Annotated in this window: 17 protein-coding genes; 9 read left to right on the forward strand and 8 right to left on the reverse strand. The window is 64.1% G+C overall.

Annotated features, from left to right (window positions below):
• Positions 1–184: 184 nt before the first annotated feature.
• Positions 185–1687, forward strand: coding sequence for an APC family permease (locus AABD04_RS15645; protein WP_341441720.1), 1503 nt, complete (start codon positions 185–187; stop codon positions 1685–1687).
• Positions 1688–1708: 21 nt separating this feature from the next.
• On the forward strand, positions 1709–2563 hold the full coding sequence (locus AABD04_RS15650) for a universal stress protein (protein ID WP_341441721.1): 855 nt from the start codon (positions 1709–1711) through the stop codon (positions 2561–2563).
• 73 nt (positions 2564–2636) lie between these two features.
• On the opposite strand, the gene AABD04_RS15655 is transcribed toward AABD04_RS15650, so the two are convergent.
• Together AABD04_RS15655 and AABD04_RS15660 are read right to left on the reverse strand one after the other, a co-directional pair.
• Positions 2637–4058 (reverse strand): NAD(P)/FAD-dependent oxidoreductase, encoded by a 1422-nt coding sequence (locus tag AABD04_RS15655; RefSeq protein ID WP_341441722.1) that lies wholly within the window; start codon positions 4056–4058, stop codon positions 2637–2639.
• A complete protein-coding gene (locus AABD04_RS15660) occupies positions 4055–5560 on the reverse strand; it encodes a gamma-aminobutyraldehyde dehydrogenase (protein ID WP_341441723.1) in 1506 nt (501 codons plus the stop codon). Before AABD04_RS15660 ends, AABD04_RS15655 begins: the two co-directional genes overlap by 4 nt.
• A gap of 142 nt (positions 5561–5702) precedes the next feature.
• Between AABD04_RS15660 and AABD04_RS15665 the strand changes: the two genes are divergently transcribed.
• A complete protein-coding gene (locus AABD04_RS15665) occupies positions 5703–6167 on the forward strand; it encodes an Lrp/AsnC family transcriptional regulator (protein ID WP_341441724.1) in 465 nt (154 codons plus the stop codon).
• Positions 6164–7531, forward strand: a complete 1368-nt coding sequence (locus AABD04_RS15670; RefSeq protein ID WP_341441726.1) for an aspartate aminotransferase family protein — start codon at positions 6164–6166, stop codon at positions 7529–7531. The genes AABD04_RS15665 and AABD04_RS15670 overlap by 4 nt, the downstream gene beginning before the upstream one ends.
• A gap of 9 nt (positions 7532–7540) precedes the next feature.
• Here the strand turns inward: AABD04_RS15670 and AABD04_RS15675 are convergent, their stop codons facing one another.
• Both AABD04_RS15675 and AABD04_RS15680 read right to left on the reverse strand, forming a co-directional pair.
• Entirely contained in the window at positions 7541–8824 is a 1284-nt protein-coding gene (locus AABD04_RS15675) for a thymidine phosphorylase (protein WP_341441727.1), read from the reverse strand.
• On the reverse strand, positions 8817–9230 hold the full coding sequence (locus AABD04_RS15680; protein WP_243594831.1) for a cytidine deaminase: 414 nt from the start codon (positions 9228–9230) through the stop codon (positions 8817–8819). Before AABD04_RS15680 ends, AABD04_RS15675 begins: the two co-directional genes overlap by 8 nt.
• Before the next feature lie 265 nt (positions 9231–9495).
• Here AABD04_RS15680 and sdhC point away from each other — a divergent pair, with 265 nt between their 5' ends.
• From sdhC to AABD04_RS15700, 4 genes are read left to right on the forward strand one after another with little or no spacing between them, the layout of a single operon-like run.
• Positions 9496–9906 carry a succinate dehydrogenase, cytochrome b556 subunit gene (gene sdhC, locus AABD04_RS15685; protein WP_082073728.1) on the forward strand — a complete coding sequence of 137 codons (411 nt, stop codon included), beginning with the start codon at positions 9496–9498 and terminating at the stop codon, positions 9904–9906.
• Positions 9906–10358, forward strand: a complete 453-nt coding sequence (locus AABD04_RS15690) for a succinate dehydrogenase hydrophobic membrane anchor subunit (RefSeq protein ID WP_027496419.1) — start codon at positions 9906–9908, stop codon at positions 10356–10358. The genes sdhC and AABD04_RS15690 overlap by 1 nt, the downstream gene beginning before the upstream one ends.
• A 16-nt stretch (positions 10359–10374) precedes the next feature.
• Positions 10375–12126, forward strand: a complete 1752-nt coding sequence (gene sdhA / locus AABD04_RS15695) for a succinate dehydrogenase flavoprotein subunit (protein ID WP_037188148.1) — start codon at positions 10375–10377, stop codon at positions 12124–12126.
• A gap of 1 nt (position 12127) precedes the next feature.
• The gene (locus tag AABD04_RS15700) at positions 12128–12910 is read left to right on the forward strand and encodes a succinate dehydrogenase iron-sulfur subunit (protein ID WP_008718029.1); all 783 of its coding nucleotides are present in this window, start codon (positions 12128–12130) and stop codon (positions 12908–12910) included.
• Between the two features lie 62 nt (positions 12911–12972).
• Here the strand turns inward: AABD04_RS15700 and AABD04_RS15705 are convergent, their stop codons facing one another.
• From AABD04_RS15705 to AABD04_RS15720, 4 genes are all read right to left on the reverse strand, one after another.
• Positions 12973–14178, reverse strand: a complete 1206-nt coding sequence (locus AABD04_RS15705; RefSeq protein ID WP_341441728.1) for an acyl-CoA dehydrogenase family protein — start codon at positions 14176–14178, stop codon at positions 12973–12975.
• 96 nt (positions 14179–14274) lie between these two features.
• Positions 14275–15057, reverse strand: a complete 783-nt coding sequence (locus AABD04_RS15710) for an ATP-binding cassette domain-containing protein (RefSeq protein ID WP_341441729.1) — start codon at positions 15055–15057, stop codon at positions 14275–14277.
• Between the two features lie 2 nt (positions 15058–15059).
• Complete coding sequence (locus AABD04_RS15715) at positions 15060–16118, reverse strand: ABC transporter permease (RefSeq protein ID WP_341441730.1); 1059 nt, start codon at positions 16116–16118, stop codon at positions 15060–15062.
• A 29-nt stretch (positions 16119–16147) separates the two neighbouring features.
• Positions 16148–17140 (reverse strand): substrate-binding domain-containing protein, encoded by a 993-nt coding sequence (locus AABD04_RS15720; protein ID WP_243594826.1) that lies wholly within the window; start codon positions 17138–17140, stop codon positions 16148–16150.
• Positions 17141–17354: 214 nt separating this feature from the next.
• Here AABD04_RS15720 and AABD04_RS15725 point away from each other — a divergent pair, with 214 nt between their 5' ends.
• A complete protein-coding gene (locus AABD04_RS15725) occupies positions 17355–17666 on the forward strand; it encodes a hypothetical protein (protein WP_243594825.1) in 312 nt (103 codons plus the stop codon).
• Positions 17667–17683 lie beyond the last annotated feature (17 nt).

Consider the following 17683-nt stretch of genomic DNA (forward strand, 5'->3'; position numbering starts at 1 on the left):
GCGGATTCCCGCGATCCCTCCCGATTCTTCGAGGTATTTCGTTGCTTTGTTACTCCGATGAAAACAATTCCGTCGATACACAGCGGATCGGCGACGGAAATCGTAGTGTTCATCGAACACACGCGGCCGATTCTTGTCGGGTCCCCTCCGACGTCCTCGGTCGACTCGAACCTCGGAGAGACATATGTCCACTGTGGAACCGCCGAACACCCTTCCAGGGAAGGGACTCAACACCGGCGCACTCGGGTTGGTCGGCAACATCGTCATCGGCCTGTCGGCGGTCGCGCCGGCCTACAGCCTCGCCGCGACCCTCGGTTACGTCGTTCTCGCCGTCGGCGACAAAGCACCCTCGATGTTCCTCATCGCCTTCGTTCCGATGCTGCTCACCGCATTCGCATACCGCGAACTCGGCCGCGACACCCCGGACTGCGGAACGTCGTTCACCTGGGGCACCAAGGCATTCGGACCCTGGGTCGGCTGGATGGCGGGATGGGGACTGGCAGTCTCGGCGATCATCGTGCTGGCCAACGTCGCCGAGATCGCCGCCATCTACCTGTTCGAGTTCCTGGGGCTGTCGGGATTGGCGGAGTCCACCGCCGCCAAGGTCGCCCTCGGCTCGTTCTTCATCGCCTCGATGACCTATGTCAGTTTCCGCGGCATCCTCATCAGCGAACGCATGCAGAACGTGCTGTTGGTCGTGCAGTTCGGAGTGCTCATCGGAGTGTCGGTGACGGCACTGGTCAAGGTGGGGGCAGGGACCGCAGGGCCGCAGGCCATCACGCCCCAGTGGAGTTGGTTGGTGCCGACCGGAGTCACGATGTCCGACGCGGCGCAGGCCATCATCCTGTGCATCTTCATCTATTGGGGTTGGGATGCCTGCCTGGCCGTCGGCGAGGAAACGAAGGACTCGGAGAAGACGCCGGGACGCGCCGCGGTGATCACCACGCTGATCCTCGTCGCGACCTACGTGCTCGTCGGATATGCCGTGCAGTCGTTCGCCGGCTTCGGCGATACCGGCATCGGCCTGAACAACCCGGACAACGTCGACGACGTGCTCACCATCCTCGGCGGCCCGGTCGCCGGCTCGATCATGGCGTCGCTCCTGCTGTTGACGGTATCCATCTCGGCGCTGTCCTCGACCCAGACGACCATCCTGCCGACAGCGCGCGGAACCCTGTCGATGGCCGTCTACGAGGCCCTCCCCAGGCGGTTCGCCAGCGTGCACCCCAAGTACATGACGCCCGGTTTCGGCACACTCGTGATGGGTGCCGCAGCCCTGATGTTCTACCTGGTGCTCACCTTCGTCAGCGCCAACGCGCTGCAGGATTCGGTGGCATCGCTCGGGCTCGCGGTGGCGTTCTACTACGGCATCACCGCATACGCGTGCACGTGGTACTTCCGCCGGACGCTGTTCTCATCCGTCCGAAACCTGTTCATGCGCGGCATCTTTCCACTTCTCGGCGGGCTGTCCATGACATGGGCGTTCGTCCAGAGCGCCGTCGACATGATCAAGCCCGACTACGGTTTCACCGTCTACGGTCCCGTCGGCGGAGTCTTCGTTCTCGGTGTCGGCATGCTGGTACTCGGCATTCCGCTGATGCTGCTGTGCTTCGTGGGGAACAAGGATTTCTTCCAGGGCAAGACACTCACCGCGTCCACCGAAGTCAAGGTTCCCGACACTTACTAGAAGAGAAGGACCGAAAAGCTCATGAAGATCACCGTCGGCTATCTCGCCACCCCCAGCGGCGACGACGGCGTAGCCCTGGCCATCGCCCTCGCTCGCGCCCTCGACGCATCCATCGACATCGTTCTGGTCATGGCTGTCGACGACCCTGTCATGGAAGGCAGCGGACCGTACCGAAAAATCCTCGAGGCCAGGGCGCAGGGGTGGGTGGACGACGCAGCCGCCCAGGTGCCGCCGGGCATCGAGGTGACCACGCACGTGCTCTCGCACGAGTCGTTCGCCCGCGCCCTCATCGACTTCGCCGTACACACCGATGCCGACCTCATCGTCGTCGGCGGTGCCCGAGACGGCCTGCTGAACCGGCACTCGATCGGTTCGGTCGCCGGTCAGCTGCTGCATGCCTCGGAAGTGCCGCTGGCACTTGCCCCTCGGGGCTACCGGCTCTCGGACGCGCCGATCACCGATCTGACCGTTGCCGTGCCCACTCGGGCCTCCTCCCCCAATCCGTTACCGTTCGCGATCACCATTGCCAGCGCGGCGCACGTACCGGTTCGACTGGTGTCGCTGGTCTCGCTCGAATCGACCGGGGCCCCGAGTGACGAGACCTCGCTGGATACGCGTCGCCGACAGGTCGCTGCCGCGCAAGAGAACCTCGAGCTCGCAGCACGTACTCTCCCCGACATCGACGGCCTGGAGTCGATCGTCGCCGACGGGTCCTCGTTGGACGAGGCGATGGGCAACCTCGACTGGAAGCCGGGAGATGTGTTGTTTCTCGGGTCGAGTCGTTTGGCAACTCCCAAGCGGGTGTTCCTCGGTTCGAGTGCGGCCAAGATTCTGCGTGCTGCCCCGGTGCCGGTGGTCGTGGTCCCGCACGAGTAAGAGCGGCTTCGCCGCATGTGAGCGAAAGTTCGTAGTAGAGAACGAATTTCCGTGCACGTGCGGCGAAGCCGCTCTAACTGTCGAAGCCCAGACCCAGCGCATCCATGCCCTTCAGCCACAGTCCCCGCCGTCCCTCGTTCCGGTCGGCTCGGGCGAATGCCGCACGGGTGATGTTGATGCCGATGGACTTGAGGGGCTCGGGTGGGAACGGCAGCGGTTTGGTGCGCACCATCTTCAGACGTGTTCGTTCGGTGTCCTTGCCGTCGAGGAGATCGAGGGCGGTGCGGGCCCCGAAATGCGATGCGCCGACGCCGAGGCCGGTGAACCCGGCCACCGATGCCACCCGCCCGTTCATTCCGAGATCCCAGAAGGCACTGAACCGCGAGCACGTGTCGATCGATCCTCCCCAGGCGTGGGTGGCACGGATTCCCTCGAGGCCGGGGAACATCTGCAGCAGGTGCTCGGCGAGCAGCGCGAACTCTTCGGGATGTTGGGTTCGGCGTGGGTCGGTGTCGCTACCGTAGAAGTAGTGCGCATCCCACCCGCCGAACAGGATGCGGTTGTCCGCCGTCAACCGGAAGTAGTGGAATCTGTTGCCGGAGTCGGCCAATCCTTCGCGACCGGACCAGCCGATGTCGGCGAGCTGCGCCGACGTCAGCGGTTCGGTCATGATCACGTAATCCCATACCGGGACGATCCAGTGACGGAGTTTGCGGCGCAACGATTTCGATGCCGACGTGGCCAGCAGAACCTTGGCGGCCTCGATGGTGCCGTAGCCCGTGTTCACTCGAATACCGTTGCCGGATCTGTCGATCGACAGCGCCCGGGTGTTCTCGTGGATGCGAACGCCGAGCGACTCCGCCGCGTCGGCCAGGCCCCAGGCCAGTTTGGCGGGGTCGATCATGGCGACGTCGGGGTCGAACAGGGCACCCCGCGCCATCGGCGAGGTGACTCTCGACGCCACCGCAGGGGCGTCGAGGTATTCCATCGGCTGCGACAGTCGCCTCCCCTCGTCGCCGAGTTTCCTCAGGTCGTCCACCTGCCAGTCGAAATTGGCGATGTCGAGTTCGCCGGTGCGCTCGATGTCGGCGTCGATTCCGTAGCGGTCCGCAGTCGCGCAGATGGCGTCGAGCGTCTCGGTGCCCATGCGCAGCAACTCGGGCAGTTCGTCGGCGTAGCGGTCGAGCCCGTTGCTCAATCCGTGTGTCAGGCTGGCCGCGCAGAAGCCCCCGTTGCGTCCGGTTGCACCCTCCGCGATGCGGTCACCTTCGAGCACCACGATCGATCTGTCGGGATTCTCTTCGGCGGCGTGCACCGCCGCCCACAGGCCGGTGAACCCGCCGCCGACGATCACCAGATCCGCTGTCGCAGAGCCGGTGTGCCGACTGCGCGGAGCCGGGCGTTCGGGACGGTCGAGCCAGTAGGACCCCGGTGCCGCGTCCGCCACCATCGCCACGCCGCGATCGGTGGGTGTGGTTGCCCATGGTGCGTTCATCGGACATCTCCCTGCGGTGCAGCATCGACGGACGCGAAGACCGTTCGGTGCCAGGACTTTCGGGCCACACCGGTGATATCGGTCATGACGTGCTTGACGGTCAGATACTCGTCGAGCGAGTAGCTCGACATGTCCTTGCCGAATCCCGAAGCACCGAACCCGCCGTGTGGCATCTCGCTGATGATCGGGATGTGGTCGTTGATCCAGACACAGCCGGCGGCGATCTCCCGAGCCGCTCGGCCTGCGCGGTAGACGTCCTTGGTCCAGGCGGAGGCGGCGAGTCCGAACTCGGTGTCGTTGGCGCGCCGGATCGCATCGTCGTCCCCGTGATGCTTCGAGACCGTGAGCACCGGACCGAAGACCTCGTCGCGATAGATCTCGTCCTGTTCACCGACATCCGCGATCAGGGTAGGCGGATAGAAGGCACCCCTGCCCTCAGGAATGCGACCTCCGGTCACCACTCTCGCCCCCGCATCCCGGGCCCGATCCACCATCGCCGCAACCCGATCTCGGTGCGCGACGGGAATCAACGAGCCCATGTCGGTTGCCGGATCGGTCGGGTCTCCCATCACGACGCGACCCATCAACTCCGCCACTCCGGCAACGAAGTCGTCGTAGAGGGATTCTGCGACGATGGCGCGGGTGGCCGCCGTGCAGTCCTGGCCGCCGTTGATCAACGATCCCGCGACGGCTCCGTGGATGGCTGCATCGAGATCGGCGTCATCGAACACCACCAGCGGCGCCTTGCCGCCTAGCTCGAGCTGCACCCGCGTGCCGTGCGCGGCCGCCTGTGCCATCACGCGCCTGCCGACGGGAGTGGACCCGGTGAACGTCATCAGGTCCACGCCCCCATGAGAGGACAGCGCGACTCCGGCGTCGACACCGGTTCCGGTGACGACGTTGAACACCCCGTCGGGCACACCTGCCTCGGTGGCCAAACGCGCCAACCGCAACGTGGTCAGCGGCGTGAGTTCACTGGGCTTGAGCACGATGGAACACCCGGCTGCCAACGCCAGCATCGCTTTCCACACCGCCATCTGCAACGGATAGTTCCACGGCGTGATCGACCCGACCACTCCGACGGCGTCGCGCCGGATGACCGAGGTGTGCTCACCCGAATACTCGGCCGCGGCCTTGCCGTCCAGGTGCCGCGCCGCTCCGGCGAAGAACTCGATGTTGTCGATGCTGCCCGGAACGTCGAATTCCGTTGCCAGTCTTGTCGATTTGCCGGTCTGCGTCACCTCCTCGGACACGAAACCGTCCACATCGGCCGCAACCAGTCTCGCCAGCTCCATCAACACGGTGCTGCGGTGCGCGGGAGTGGCAGTGGACCATGCGGGAAATGCCGATCGGGCATGTGCGAGAGCAGAATCGACGTCTTCGGCGGTGGCCAGGCCGACGTCGGCGACGACGGCTCCGGTCGCGGGATCGTCGATCTCGTACCGATCACCGCTACCGTCGACCGAGCGTCCACCGATCCAACAACCAGGAATGTTCGCCATCACTGCAGAGTACCGTCGGTTCCACGGATTCTCTCTGTTTTCAACCCTTCGACAACCGATTCTGTCGTTCAGATCGAGAATCGACACGCTTTTCATCGTCGACGGGTTGTGTTCACGGCCGCGACAGTGACAAGATCGACCCATGCCCGAGCAACCGCCCATCGCACTCGACGCCGTCTCCAAGGCGATCATCGAGCAACTCCAGGAGGACGGGCGTCGCTCGTACGCCGCCATCGGCAAGGCCGTCGGACTCTCGGAAGCGGCTGTCCGTCAACGAGTTCAGCGCCTGACGGACTCCGGGGTCATGCAGATAGTGGCGGTGACCGATCCGGTGCAGGTCGGATTCAAGCGGCAGGCCATGATCGGCATCAAGTGCACCGGCGACAGTCATGCGCTGTCCGAGGAACTGTCGGCGATCGATGCGATCGACTACGTCGTGCTGACCGCAGGGTCGTTCGACGTCGTCGTGGAAGTGGTGTGCGAGGACGACGAACAACTCCTGCAGATCCTGAACAAACAGATCCGCAGCCTGGCCGGTGTCACCAGCACCGAAACGCTGGTCTATCTCAAACTCGTCAAGCAGCAATACAATTGGGGTACACGATGACGCGAACGACATCCGAGCTCGACGCTTCCGCAGCCAGGCATCTGTGGGGCCACTTCACCCGCCACGGCGCAGGGGTCACACCCCCGATCATCACCCGCGGTGAGGGTTCGACCATCTGGGACTCGAACGGCAAGAGCTACATCGACGGTCTCTCGGGGCTGTTCGTGGTGCAGGTGGGGCACGGCCGCGAGGAACTGGCCGAGGCTGCCGCGAAGCAGGCCAAGGAATTGGCGTTCTTCCCGCTGTGGTCGTACGTCACCGAACCCGCGATCGAGCTCGCGGAGCGGCTCGCCGGGTACGCCCCCGGCGATCTCAATCGCGTCTTCTTCACCACCGGCGGGGGCGAGGCCGTCGAGAGCGCGTGGAAGCTCGCCAAGCAGTACTTCAAGAAGGTCGGCAAACCCGGTAAGCACAAGGTGATCTCGCGAGCGATCGCTTACCACGGCACCCCGCAGGGCGCGCTGGCCATCACCGGAATCCCCGCGCTCAAGGAACCCTTCGAGCCGCTGACACCGGGCGCGTTCCGAGTGCCGAACACCAACATCTACCGCGCCCCCGCTCCCCTGGACACCGATCCGAAGGCGTTCGGAATCTGGGCTGCGGACCGGATAGCCGAGGCCATCGAATTCGAGGGCCCCGACACGGTTGCCGCGGTGTTCCTCGAGCCGGTTCAGAATGCCGGCGGCTGCTTCCCTCCCCCGCCCGGATACTTCGAGCGGGTCCGCGAGATCTGCGACCGCTACGACGTTCTGCTCGTCTCCGATGAGGTCATCTGTGCGTTCGGTCGCATCGGGTCGATGTTCGCCTGCAGCGACTTCGGCTACGTACCCGACATCATCACCTGCGCGAAGGGAATGACCTCGGGCTACTCACCCATCGGCGCAATGATCGCCTCCGACAAGCTCTTCGAGCCGTTCGACGACGGCACGTCGAGCTTCGCACACGGCTACACCTTCGGCGGCCACCCCGTCTCCGCCGCCGTGGCCATGGCCAATCTCGACATCTTCGAGCGCGAGGGCATCAACGCGCATGTCGCAGACAACGCACCGGCGTTCCGCGCGACGCTCGAGAAGCTGCACGACCTCCCGATCGTCGGAGACGTCCGCGGCGAGGGATTCTTCTACGGCATCGAGTTGGTCAAGGACAAGGCCACGAAGGAGACGTTCAGCGACGCCGAAGCCGAACGCATCCTGCGCGGGTTCCTGTCCACCGCTCTGTTCGACGCAGGGCTGTACTGCCGCGCCGACGATCGCGGCGATCCGGTGGTACAGCTGGCTCCGCCGCTCATCTGCGGTCAGAAGGAGTTCGACGAGATGGAACAGATTCTGCGCAGCGTTCTGACCGAGGCGGGGAACCTGATCTGACCGACGGCGTTACTGCCCGATGCGGTCGATGACGAGAGGGCTCGGCTCGACCGCCGTGGTCCCTATCTCCCAGCTGGATTCGAGTGCCTGCTGCGCGTATTCGAAGCGCTCGGGGGTGTCGGTGTACAGGGTTGCGAGCCGATCTCCTGCACGCACCCGATCGCCGGGCTTGGCGTGCAGACGCACACCGGCTGCACTCTGCACCGGCTCACCCTGTCGTTCGCGACCTGCCCCGAGACGCCACGCCGCCAGGCCGACGCCCATCGCGTCCAACCCGGTGACGACGCCGTCGGCCGTGGCGGTGAAGTCCTGGCTCTCCCGGGCGACGGGGAGCGCGGCCTCGGGATCGCCGCCCTGCGCGGCGATCATCGTTCGCCACCGATCCATGGCGGACCCGTCGGCGAGCTTGTCGGCCGGGTCGATGCCCTCGATGCCGGCCGCGGCAAGCATCGTGCGCGCCAGCGTGATCGTCAGCTCCACGATGTCGGCCGGACCACCTCCCGCGAGTACCTCGACCGATTCCTCCACCTCGAGCGCGTTGCCCGCGGTGAGCCCGAGTGGGGCGTCCATCGCCGTCAACACCGCCAGAGTCCGTACGCCCGCATCGGTTCCGAGCTCGACCATCGCAGTCGCGAGTTCGCGCGCATCGTCGACGTTCTTCATGAACGCGCCACCGCCCACCTTGACGTCCAGCACCAGCGCACCGGTGCCCTCGGCGATCTTCTTGCTCATGATCGAGCTGGCGATCAGCGGAATCGATTCGACGGTGCCGGTCACGTCTCGCAGCGCGTAGAGCTTCTTGTCGGCCGGAGCCAGATCGGCACCGGCGGCGCACACGACGGCGCCGATCGCCGGATCGGCCAGGATGCGATGCATCTCCTCACCGCTGAGATCTGCTCGCCACCCGGGGATGGACTCGAGCTTGTCGAGTGTCCCCCCGGTGTGCCCGAGCCCTCGACCCGACAGCTGCGGTACCGCGGCCCCGCAGGCGGCCACGAGTGGAGCCAGCGGCAACGTGATCTTGTCTCCCACACCACCGGTCGAATGCTTGTCGACGGTGGGCAGCGGCAGCGCGGAGAAGTCCATGCGGGTACCGGAGGCGATCATCGCGCGGGTCCACGTGCTCAGTTCCCGGCGAGACAATCCGCGCAACAGAATTGCCATCGCGAGTGCCGACATCTGTTCCGGCGCGACGGTTCCGCGAGTGAACTCCGCGATCACCCATTCGATCTGCTCGTCGTCCAGAACGCGACCGTCGCGCTTGGCGCTGATGATGGATACGGCGTCAGGCATGGTTGTTCACGCGTCCTTCGTCAAGGTTGTCGGGGCCGAATGCGTTCGGGAGCAACTCTGCCAGGCGAGCCGGTCCCGAGGCGGTGTCGACGAGCAGATCCGGGCCACCGAACTCGTACAGCAGCTGTCGGCATCGCCCGCACGGCATCAGGATTTCACGCCGGGAATCGCAACAGGAAAAGGCAACGAGTCTGCCGCCGCCGGTCGAGTGCAAGTTCGAGACCAACCCGCACTCCGCACAGAGCCCCAAACCGTATGAGACATTTTCCACATTGCACCCGGTCACTATCCGATCGTCGTCCACCAGAGCTGCTGCGCCGACCGGAAAGTTCGAGTACGGGGCGTACGCACGGCCCATTGCCTCATGAGCATTGTCGCGCAACGTATTCCAGTCGATTTCGTTCATGGTTACCCATCCAAGCATGGCGTCTGAATTGATGCAGAGATCCGACCGAAACAACGTCCATCAATTGGGAAGGCAAACCTAACACCGCATTTCGGCACCGTACGAACCTCGAGTCGAATTAGTTCCGTGTTTCGAATGGGTTTACAGTTTCGAGTAAGCGGCTAGTACAACCAGCACTAGGGCCGAATCGCGACAAATCGAGCCAGGCAAGACCGGCTACCGGGGCTCGATGCGTCCACCAACGACGTTGGAGGCATTGCACTCGATGAGTAGCACGACGGAAGTCGCTCCGGTCAAGGAGCGCAAGCGGTCTCTGTACCGCGGGGATCCGGGCATGTGGTCCTGGGTTCTGCACCGCATCACTGGCGTGTTGACGTTCTTCTTCTTGTTCGTCCACGTCCTCGACACGGCGATGGTTCGGGTCAACCCCGAGACGTACGACGCCATCATCGAAACCTACAAGACTCCGCTCGTCGGTCTGATGGAAATCGGCCTCGTCGCAGCAGTGCTGTACCACGCGTTGAACGGCATCCGGGTGATGCTGATCGACTTCTGGTCCAAGGGACCGCAGTACCAGAAGCCGATGCTGTGGGCGATCGCAGTCGTCTGGCTCGTCGTCATGATCCCCGGCGCGGGACGAATCTTCTACAACATGTTCACGGCGGGTGGTCACTGATGTCGACGCAGGGTCCCGAGGCAAAGGTCCTCGGCACGAACTACGACCGTCCGGCCAGCCTGGCGAACCCGCGTTCGCCGCGACGCCAGAGCAAGGGCAACTTCGAGCTCTACGCGTGGCTGTTCATGCGATTCTCCGGCCTGGCACTCGTCGTGCTCGTCCTGGGACACATGTTCATCATGCTGATGCTCGACGACGGTGTGCACCGCATCAACTTCGCATTCGTCGCCGGTCGCTGGGCCAGCCCGTTCTGGCAGTTCTGGGATCTGACGATGTTGTGGCTGGCTCAGCTGCACGGTGGTAACGGCCTCCGGACGATCATCGCGGATTACTCCCGCAAGGACTCGACGCGATTCTGGCTGACCACCTTGCTGGTGCTGTCGATGATCCTGATCATGGGTGTCGGCACCTACGTCATCTTCACGTTCGATCCCAACATCTCGGCGAGCTAAGGACACTGACGCTTACATGCAGGAACATCGTTACGACGTACTGATCGTCGGCGCAGGCGGTGCCGGTATGCGTGCTGCGATCGAGGCCGGACCCCGCGCTCGCACAGCCGTACTGACCAAGCTCTACCCCACGCGCTCGCACACCGGCGCTGCTCAGGGCGGCATGTGCGCCGCCCTGGCCAATGTCGAGGAAGACAACTGGGAGTGGCACACGTTCGACACCGTCAAGGGCGGCGACTACCTCGCCGACCAGGACGCGGTGGAGATCATGGCCAAGGAGGCCATCGACGCAGTTCTCGATCTGGAGAAGATGGGTCTTCCGTTCAACCGGACCCCCGAAGGCAAGATCGACCAGCGGCGCTTCGGTGGCCACACTCGCGATCACGGCAAAGCTCCGGTGCGTCGTGCGTGCTACGCAGCCGACCGCACCGGCCACATGATCCTGCAGACGCTCTACCAGAACTGCGTCAAGCACGACGTCGAGTTCTACAACGAGTTCTACGCACTGGATCTGTGTCTGACCGAGACCGACGACGGTCCCGTCGCGACCGGCATCATCGCCTACGAGCTCTCCACGGGTGAGCTGCACATCTTCCACGCGAAGTCGATCATCTTCGCCACCGGAGGATCGGGCCGAATCTACAAGACCACCTCCAACGCCCACACCCTCACCGGTGACGGCATGAGCATCGTGTTCCGCAAGGGTCTTCCCTTGGAGGACATGGAATTCCACCAGTTCCACCCGACAGGTCTCGCCGGCCTGGGCATCCTCATCTCCGAGGCCGTGCGAGGCGAGGGCGGCATCCTGCGGAACGAGTCGGGTGAGCGCTTCATGGAGCGCTACGCACCGACCATCAAGGACCTCGCGCCCCGCGACATCGTCGCGCGCTCGATGGTGCTCGAGGTACTCGAAGGACGCGGCGGCGGCCCGAACAAGGATTACGTCTACATCGACGTCACGCACATCCCCGAGGAAGTTCTGGACGAGAAGCTCCCGGACATCATGGAGTTCTCGCGCACCTACCTCGGCGTCGACCCCGTCAAGGAGCCGGTGCCCGTCTACCCGACGTGTCACTACGTCATGGGCGGTATCCCCACCAAGATCCGCGGCGAGGTACTGCGCAACAACGAGGACATCGTTCCCGGCCTCTATGCGGCCGGTGAATGTGCCTGCGTGTCCGTCCACGGTGCGAACCGTCTCGGCACCAACTCGCTGCTCGACATCAACGTCTTCGGACGTCGTGCCGGCATTGCGGCGGCCGAGTACGCGAACTCGGTCGACTTCACCCCGCTCCCCGAGGAGCCGGCGAAGATGGTGCAGGACTGGCTGGAGTTGATCCTGTCCGACCACGGTCACGAGCGCGCAGCCGACATCCGTACCGAGATGCAGCAGTCGATGGACAACAACGCATCGGTGTTCCGTACGGAGGAGCGTCTCGAGACGGCGCTCAAGGATGTCCGCGCCCTCAAGGAGCGGTACAACAAGATCACTGTCGAGGACAAGGGCAAGCGCTACAACAGCGACCTGCTCGAGGCCATCGAACTCGGCTTCCTGCTCGAAATGGCGGAGGTCACGGTCGTCGGCGCACTCAACCGGAAGGAATCGCGCGGCGGACACGCTCGCGAGGACTACCCCGAGCGCAACGACGCCGAGTACATGAAGCACACCATGGCCTACAAAGAGGGCGAAGGTCTGCTCACCGATATCCGCTTGGATTACAAGCCGGTAATCCAAACCCGCTACGAGCCGATGGAGCGGAAGTACTGACATGAGCGCACCCACACTGGACAAGAAGTCCAACGAGTCCGATCTCCCGCCCGTCCCCGAGGGCGCGGTGATGGTCAATCTCAAGATCGCGCGCTTCAATCCCGAGAGCGGAGACGGTCAGCGCTGGGACACCTTCCAGGTCCCCACTCTGGCCACGGACCGTCTGCTCAACCTCCTGCTGTACGTGAAGGGCTACCTGGACGGAACACTCACGTTCCGTCGCTCGTGCGCACACGGTGTCTGCGGGAGTGACGCGATGCGTATCAACGGTGTCAACCGTCTCGCCTGCAAGGTGCTGATGCGCGACATGCTCCCCAAGGACTCGTCGAAGACGCTGAACATCACCATCGAGCCCATCAAGGGTCTGCCGGTGGAGAAGGACCTCATCGTCGACATGGAGCCCTTCTTCGACGCGTTCCGCGCCGTGAAGCCGTTCCTCATGACGACGGGCAACGAGCCGACCCGCGAGCGGATCCAGTCCGCGGCGGACCGCGCCCGTTTCGACGACACCACCAAGTGCATCCTGTGCGCGTGCTGCACCACCTCGTGCCCCGTGTTCTGGAGCGACGGCAGTTACTTCGGTCCGGCCGCCATCGTCAACGCACACCGGTTCATCTTCGACAGCCGTGACGAGGGTGCAACCGAGCGTCTGGACATCCTCAACGATGTCGAGGGCGTGTGGCGTTGCCGCACCACCTTCAACTGCACCGACGCATGCCCCCGTGGCATCCAGGTCACCAAGGCGATTCAGGAAGTCAAGCGCGCGTTGCTCTTCGCCCGCTAGTCACCGAATCCGACGACGAGAGCGCCCCTTCGCACACGCGAAGGGGCGCTCTCGTCTGTCCGTCACACGAACGCGCCGAAGCCCGTCACTCCGCGGCCGACGATCAGGTTGTTGATCTGCGCGGTGCCCTCGTAGGAGTACAGGGCCTCGGCATCGGCGAAGAATCGGATGACGTCGTGTTCGATGAGAATTCCGTTGCCGCCCAGTATCTCTCGCGCCCAGCCGACGACCTCGCGCAGTCGCGTCGTGCAGAACGTCTTGGCCAGCGCCGCGTGTTCGTCGTAGTGGACGCCGTTGTCCTGCAACTGAGCGACACGAATCGCCATGCCGAGCGAGGCGGTGATGTTCGCCGTCATGCGTGCGATCAGATCGGAGATCAGCTGGAACGACGCGATCGGAGATCCGAATTGTTCGCGTTCGCGCGCGTACGCCACGGCTCGTTCGTACGCGCCCATCATCACGCCGACGGCCTGGAAGGCCACTCCTCCGCGGGTCAAGCGGAGCACCTTCGCGGTGTCGGCGAACGAGTTGGCCTCGGCAAGCTTGTTGGCGACCGGGACTCGGCAGTTCTCCAGATGGATGTCCGCGTTCTCGACCGCGCGGAGCGAGTACTTGCCCTCGATCTTCTCGGCCCGGAATCCCTCGAAACCCTGCTCGACGACGAAGCCCTTGACCTCGCCGTCGGCCTCGTCCTTGGCGAAGACGATCGTGAGATCAGCGAAGGTGGCGTTGCCGATCCAGCGCTTGCTGCCGTTGAGGATCCAGTGCTCTCCGTCGAGTCGAGCGGTGGTCTCGAGTCCGCCTGCGACGTCGGAGCCACCGTGTGGTTCGGACAGTCCGAACGCGCCGATCTTCTCCATTCGGCGCATGGCGGGCAACCACCGCTCGCGCTGCTCCTCGGAACCGAGTATCGAAATACTGCTCATCGCCAGCGAACTGTGCACGCTGAACATCGTTCCCGTGGACGGATCGACCCGGGCGAACTCCATCTCGAGCCAACCGGTGAGCAGCTTGCGGGAGGCCTTTCGATCGTCGAACTCGTAACCGAGACCGGCGATTTCGAGTCCAGCGATCTTGGGCAGCAGGTGCACCGGGGACGCGGCCTTCTCCCAGAATTCGTTCGCCCGCGGCGCGACCTCGTCCTGCAGGAACCGACGGGTGCGCAGGACCGCCTCGGTCTCGGCGTCGTCGAGCATGCTCTGATACCCGTAGAAATCGGATTCGAGAAAGTCCGGCGACAGTGGTCCGAGGGGCTCGTGCTCGCTCATGTTCGGCTCCTTCGTCTGGTGCCTCCGACGGGCACCGCTACCGATCTTCTACCCGCCGCGCGCGATTCTCACGCATGGACCCGGGGCCCTGGCAGGTCAGCGGCGCAGTTCGTCGGAGAGGGTCGCCAGTTCGTCGCCGCCTGCCATTTCCTTGGTGAGGTCGTCGAGCGAGATGTCGTGGTGCGCACAGTCCAACGTCTGACGTCCACGATCGAGTAGGACGAAGTGATCTCCGACCAGGTACGCGTGGTGAGGATTGTGGGTGATGAACACGACGCCGAAGCCCTTCTCCCTGGCCGCCGAGATGTACCGGAGAACCATGCCGGACTGTTTGACGCCGAGAGCGGCGGTCGGCTCGTCGAGAATGAGCACTCGGGCACCGAAGAAGATGGCCCGAGCGATGGCCACGCACTGACGTTGACCACCGGACAACGAGCCGATGGGGGCATCGACGTCCGGCAGATCGATACCCATCTTGCGGAGTTCGTCGATGGTTCTCGCGCGCATGGCATGGGTGTCGAGCGTCTTGAGAACTCTGCCCTTGCGCAACTCCTGGCCGAGAAAGAAGTTGCGCCACACCGGCATCAGGGAGACGACCGCGAGATCCTGGTAGACCGTGGAGATGCCCTGGTCCACCGCCTGCTTGGGCGAACCGAACGTTGTCGCGTTGCCATCGACGAGCAGTTCACCCTCCGACGGCCGATGCAGACCGGACATGATCTTGATCAGAGTGGACTTGCCTGCGCCGTTGTCACCGAGAACGCAAGTGACCTCACCGGCACCGACGCGGAGGTCGATCCCGTGCAGCGCAATGATGTTGCCGTAGCTCTTACCCACACCTTTCAGCTCGATGAGGGGCGTGTTCGCGGAGGACGTCATGGTCACCTTTTCGCCGCGTAGTTGCGGAAGGAGCTGTTCGCGATCACTGCGAACAGCAGCATCGCGCCGAGGAAGAACTTGAACCAGTCCGGGTTCCAGCCCGCATAGACGATGCCCTGGTTGGTCATGCCGAAGATGAACGCTCCGATGAATGCACCGACAGCCGTACCGTATCCACCGGTGAGCAGGCATCCACCGATGACGGCAGCGATGATGTAGAGGAATTCGTTGCCCACGCCTTGGCCGGACTGGACGCTGTCGAACGCGAACAGCAGGTGCATGCCGACGAACCAGGCGCAGAAGCCGACGAACATGAACAAGCCGATCTTGACCCGGGTGACCGGGACACCGACGGCTCGCGCCGATTCCTGGTTGCCGCCGACTGCGAAGATCCAGTTGCCGATTCGGGTCTTCATCAGCACCCAGGTCGCGGCGAGGGTGAACACGATCCACCACACGACGGTGATGCGGACCGAGACCCCCAGCAGCGAGAACGAGGACGAGAACACGGCCTTCGCCGAGTCGAATCCCTCCATGTCCGAGATGGACGGGGTGGCGACCTGGCCGGTGACGAGCTTGGTGACGGCGAGGTTGATGCCGGTGAGCATCAGGAACGACGCCAACGTGATCAGGAACGACGGAATCTTCGTCGTCATCACCAGGTATCCGTTGAGGAACCCGACCGCCAGTGCCAGCAGCAGCGCCAACGCAGAGCCCGCCCAGACGTTCAGGTGCAGGTTGTAGGCCAGCATGGAGGCCATGATCGAGGAGAACGTCACCGCAACCCCGGTGGAGAGGTCGAATTCTCCGCCGATCATCAACAGGGAGACACCGATCGCCATGATGCCGATGGTCGAGGATGCGTACAGCACGGTGGCCAGAGCCTCGGGCGATCGAAACGGCGGTGCCACGATGCAGAAGAAGACGAAGATGGCGACCGCGCCGAACAGGGCACCGACCTCCGGTCGAATCAGCAACCGCTGCAACGGTTTCTGCTTCTTGACCCGCTCGTCTGCAATCACGGTGTGTTCGGACAGAGCCGGATCGGCCTGTGTGGACATGATGTTCCTTCCGCGCCGAAGCGACGTACTCAGCGCGTGCCGTTGCGGGCGTACTCGGCGACCGCGTCGATGTTGGTCGAATCGATGAACGCGGGCCCGGTCAGCACCGGGGTGCCGCCGCCGATCGTGTTGCCGTTGTTGAGATAGAGCCACAACGAGTCGATGGCCAGGTAACCCTGCAGGTAGGGCTGCTGATCGATGGCCCACGCCACATCACCGGACTCGATCGCATCGACGAGTGCAGCGTTGGTGTCGAAGGTGACGATCGTGGCGTCGCTGCCCGCATTGTTCTTGGACTGCACCGCGGTCAGCGCGATCGGAGCGGCCAGCGCGATGACGTGGTCGATGGTCGGGTCCTGCTGCAGCTTGGCGGTGATGGTCGACTCGACGGACGGCATGTCCTTGCTGTTGACGTTGAGGATCTCGGTGGTACCTCCGAAGCCCTGGTTCACGCCTGCACAGCGCGCCTCGAGTGCCACGGCACCCTGCTCCTGGATGATGCACAGAGTCTTGCGTGCACCGTCCTCGGTGAGGCGAGCCCCGGCGGCCTGTCCGGCGATGGTCTCGTCCTGACCGAAGTACTGCTGGACTCCCATGTCCTTCCAGGAGTCGTAGCCGGAATTGAACGCGACGACCGGGATGCCCGCGGCGGTCGCTGCCTCGACGGCGGGTGCCATCGCGTCGGGTTTGGCCAGAGTGACCGCGATTCCGTCGACTTTCGAGTCGATCGCACTCTGGACGAGGTTGGCCTGGTTGGGTGCTTCGGGATCTGCGGAGTAGCGCAGCTCGATGTTGTCCTTGGCCGCCGCGGCCTCGGCACCCTTGCGAACCAGATCCCAGAAGGTGTCGCCGGGAACCTCGTGCGTGATCATCGCGATCGTCGCCGACGGCGTGTCGGCGACGCCCGCGTTGCTCCCGTCGTCGGACGACCGAGGAGCACCACCGGTGCTCGAACAGGCAGCGAGAGTCAGTGCCGCGACCGCGCATACCGCGATCGGCCCGCGCCTTTGCCGAACCTTCATTGCACTTCCCTTTCCAACAACCGGCTGTCGAACACCGACGAATCCGACCCGCCGACTTGATCACTGTAAGAAACGATGGGTACCTGTCACGCATCTTCGACGATTATTCGTCAGTCGAGGAAACCGTGTGCGCACCATCGGACCTCGGACGACATGAGAGAACTCTCATCTCGGATTCACGTAGCCACAATCCATCGTCGTCAGACTCGGCTGTGTGCGAACCATCATCGTCTCGGCCCTGGGACTGCTCACGCTCGCCGTACTCGTCACGGCCTTGCTGACGACGCGATCGACGGGCGAGCAGACCCCGTTGCCCGCACCCATCGTCGCACCCGCCGCACCCACGCAATCCGCCCCGGGTACCCCGCAACCCGTTCCCCCGGCACCGGTACCGGGCGAACCCGCGCCGACCACCGCGCCACAGCCGGTGGCACCGGACGGATTCGTGCCCCCACCGCCGCTGCCTCCTGCCGACTGGGACGATGATTTCGACGACGACTGGGATGACGATGACGACGACGACTGACTCCGCTACGAGACCGA

Origin of the sequence: Rhodococcoides navarretei (assembly GCF_038069675.1) — a bacterium.
GTDB classification, from domain to species: domain Bacteria; phylum Actinomycetota; class Actinomycetes; order Mycobacteriales; family Mycobacteriaceae; genus Rhodococcoides; species Rhodococcoides navarretei.

What these genes read in the sequence shown, in the direction of transcription:
- AABD04_RS15720 (WP_243594826.1), bottom strand. Translation starts at nt 17,140, where the DNA reads ATGAAGGTTCGGCAAAGGCGCGGGCCGATCGCGGTATGCGCGGTCGCG.
- AABD04_RS15660 (WP_341441723.1), bottom strand. Translation starts at nt 5,560, where the DNA reads ATGGCGAACATTCCTGGTTGTTGGATCGGTGGACGCTCGGTCGACGGT.
- AABD04_RS15705 (WP_341441728.1), bottom strand. Translation starts at nt 14,178, where the DNA reads ATGAGCGAGCACGAGCCCCTCGGACCACTGTCGCCGGACTTTCTCGAA.
- AABD04_RS15675 (WP_341441727.1), bottom strand. Translation starts at nt 8,824, where the DNA reads ATGCCTGACGCCGTATCCATCATCAGCGCCAAGCGCGACGGTCGCGTT.
- sdhA (WP_037188148.1), top strand. Translation starts at nt 10,375, where the DNA reads ATGCAGGAACATCGTTACGACGTACTGATCGTCGGCGCAGGCGGTGCC.
- AABD04_RS15690 (WP_027496419.1), top strand. Translation starts at nt 9,906, where the DNA reads ATGTCGACGCAGGGTCCCGAGGCAAAGGTCCTCGGCACGAACTACGAC.
- AABD04_RS15710 (WP_341441729.1), bottom strand. Translation starts at nt 15,057, where the DNA reads ATGACGTCCTCCGCGAACACGCCCCTCATCGAGCTGAAAGGTGTGGGT.
- AABD04_RS15650 (WP_341441721.1), top strand. Translation starts at nt 1,709, where the DNA reads ATGAAGATCACCGTCGGCTATCTCGCCACCCCCAGCGGCGACGACGGC.
- AABD04_RS15715 (WP_341441730.1), bottom strand. Translation starts at nt 16,118, where the DNA reads ATGTCCACACAGGCCGATCCGGCTCTGTCCGAACACACCGTGATTGCA.
- AABD04_RS15655 (WP_341441722.1), bottom strand. Translation starts at nt 4,058, where the DNA reads ATGAACGCACCATGGGCAACCACACCCACCGATCGCGGCGTGGCGATG.
- AABD04_RS15670 (WP_341441726.1), top strand. Translation starts at nt 6,164, where the DNA reads ATGACGCGAACGACATCCGAGCTCGACGCTTCCGCAGCCAGGCATCTG.
- sdhC (WP_082073728.1), top strand. Translation starts at nt 9,496, where the DNA reads ATGAGTAGCACGACGGAAGTCGCTCCGGTCAAGGAGCGCAAGCGGTCT.
- AABD04_RS15665 (WP_341441724.1), top strand. Translation starts at nt 5,703, where the DNA reads ATGCCCGAGCAACCGCCCATCGCACTCGACGCCGTCTCCAAGGCGATC.
- AABD04_RS15700 (WP_008718029.1), top strand. Translation starts at nt 12,128, where the DNA reads ATGAGCGCACCCACACTGGACAAGAAGTCCAACGAGTCCGATCTCCCG.
- AABD04_RS15680 (WP_243594831.1), bottom strand. Translation starts at nt 9,230, where the DNA reads ATGAACGAAATCGACTGGAATACGTTGCGCGACAATGCTCATGAGGCA.
- AABD04_RS15645 (WP_341441720.1), top strand. Translation starts at nt 185, where the DNA reads ATGTCCACTGTGGAACCGCCGAACACCCTTCCAGGGAAGGGACTCAAC.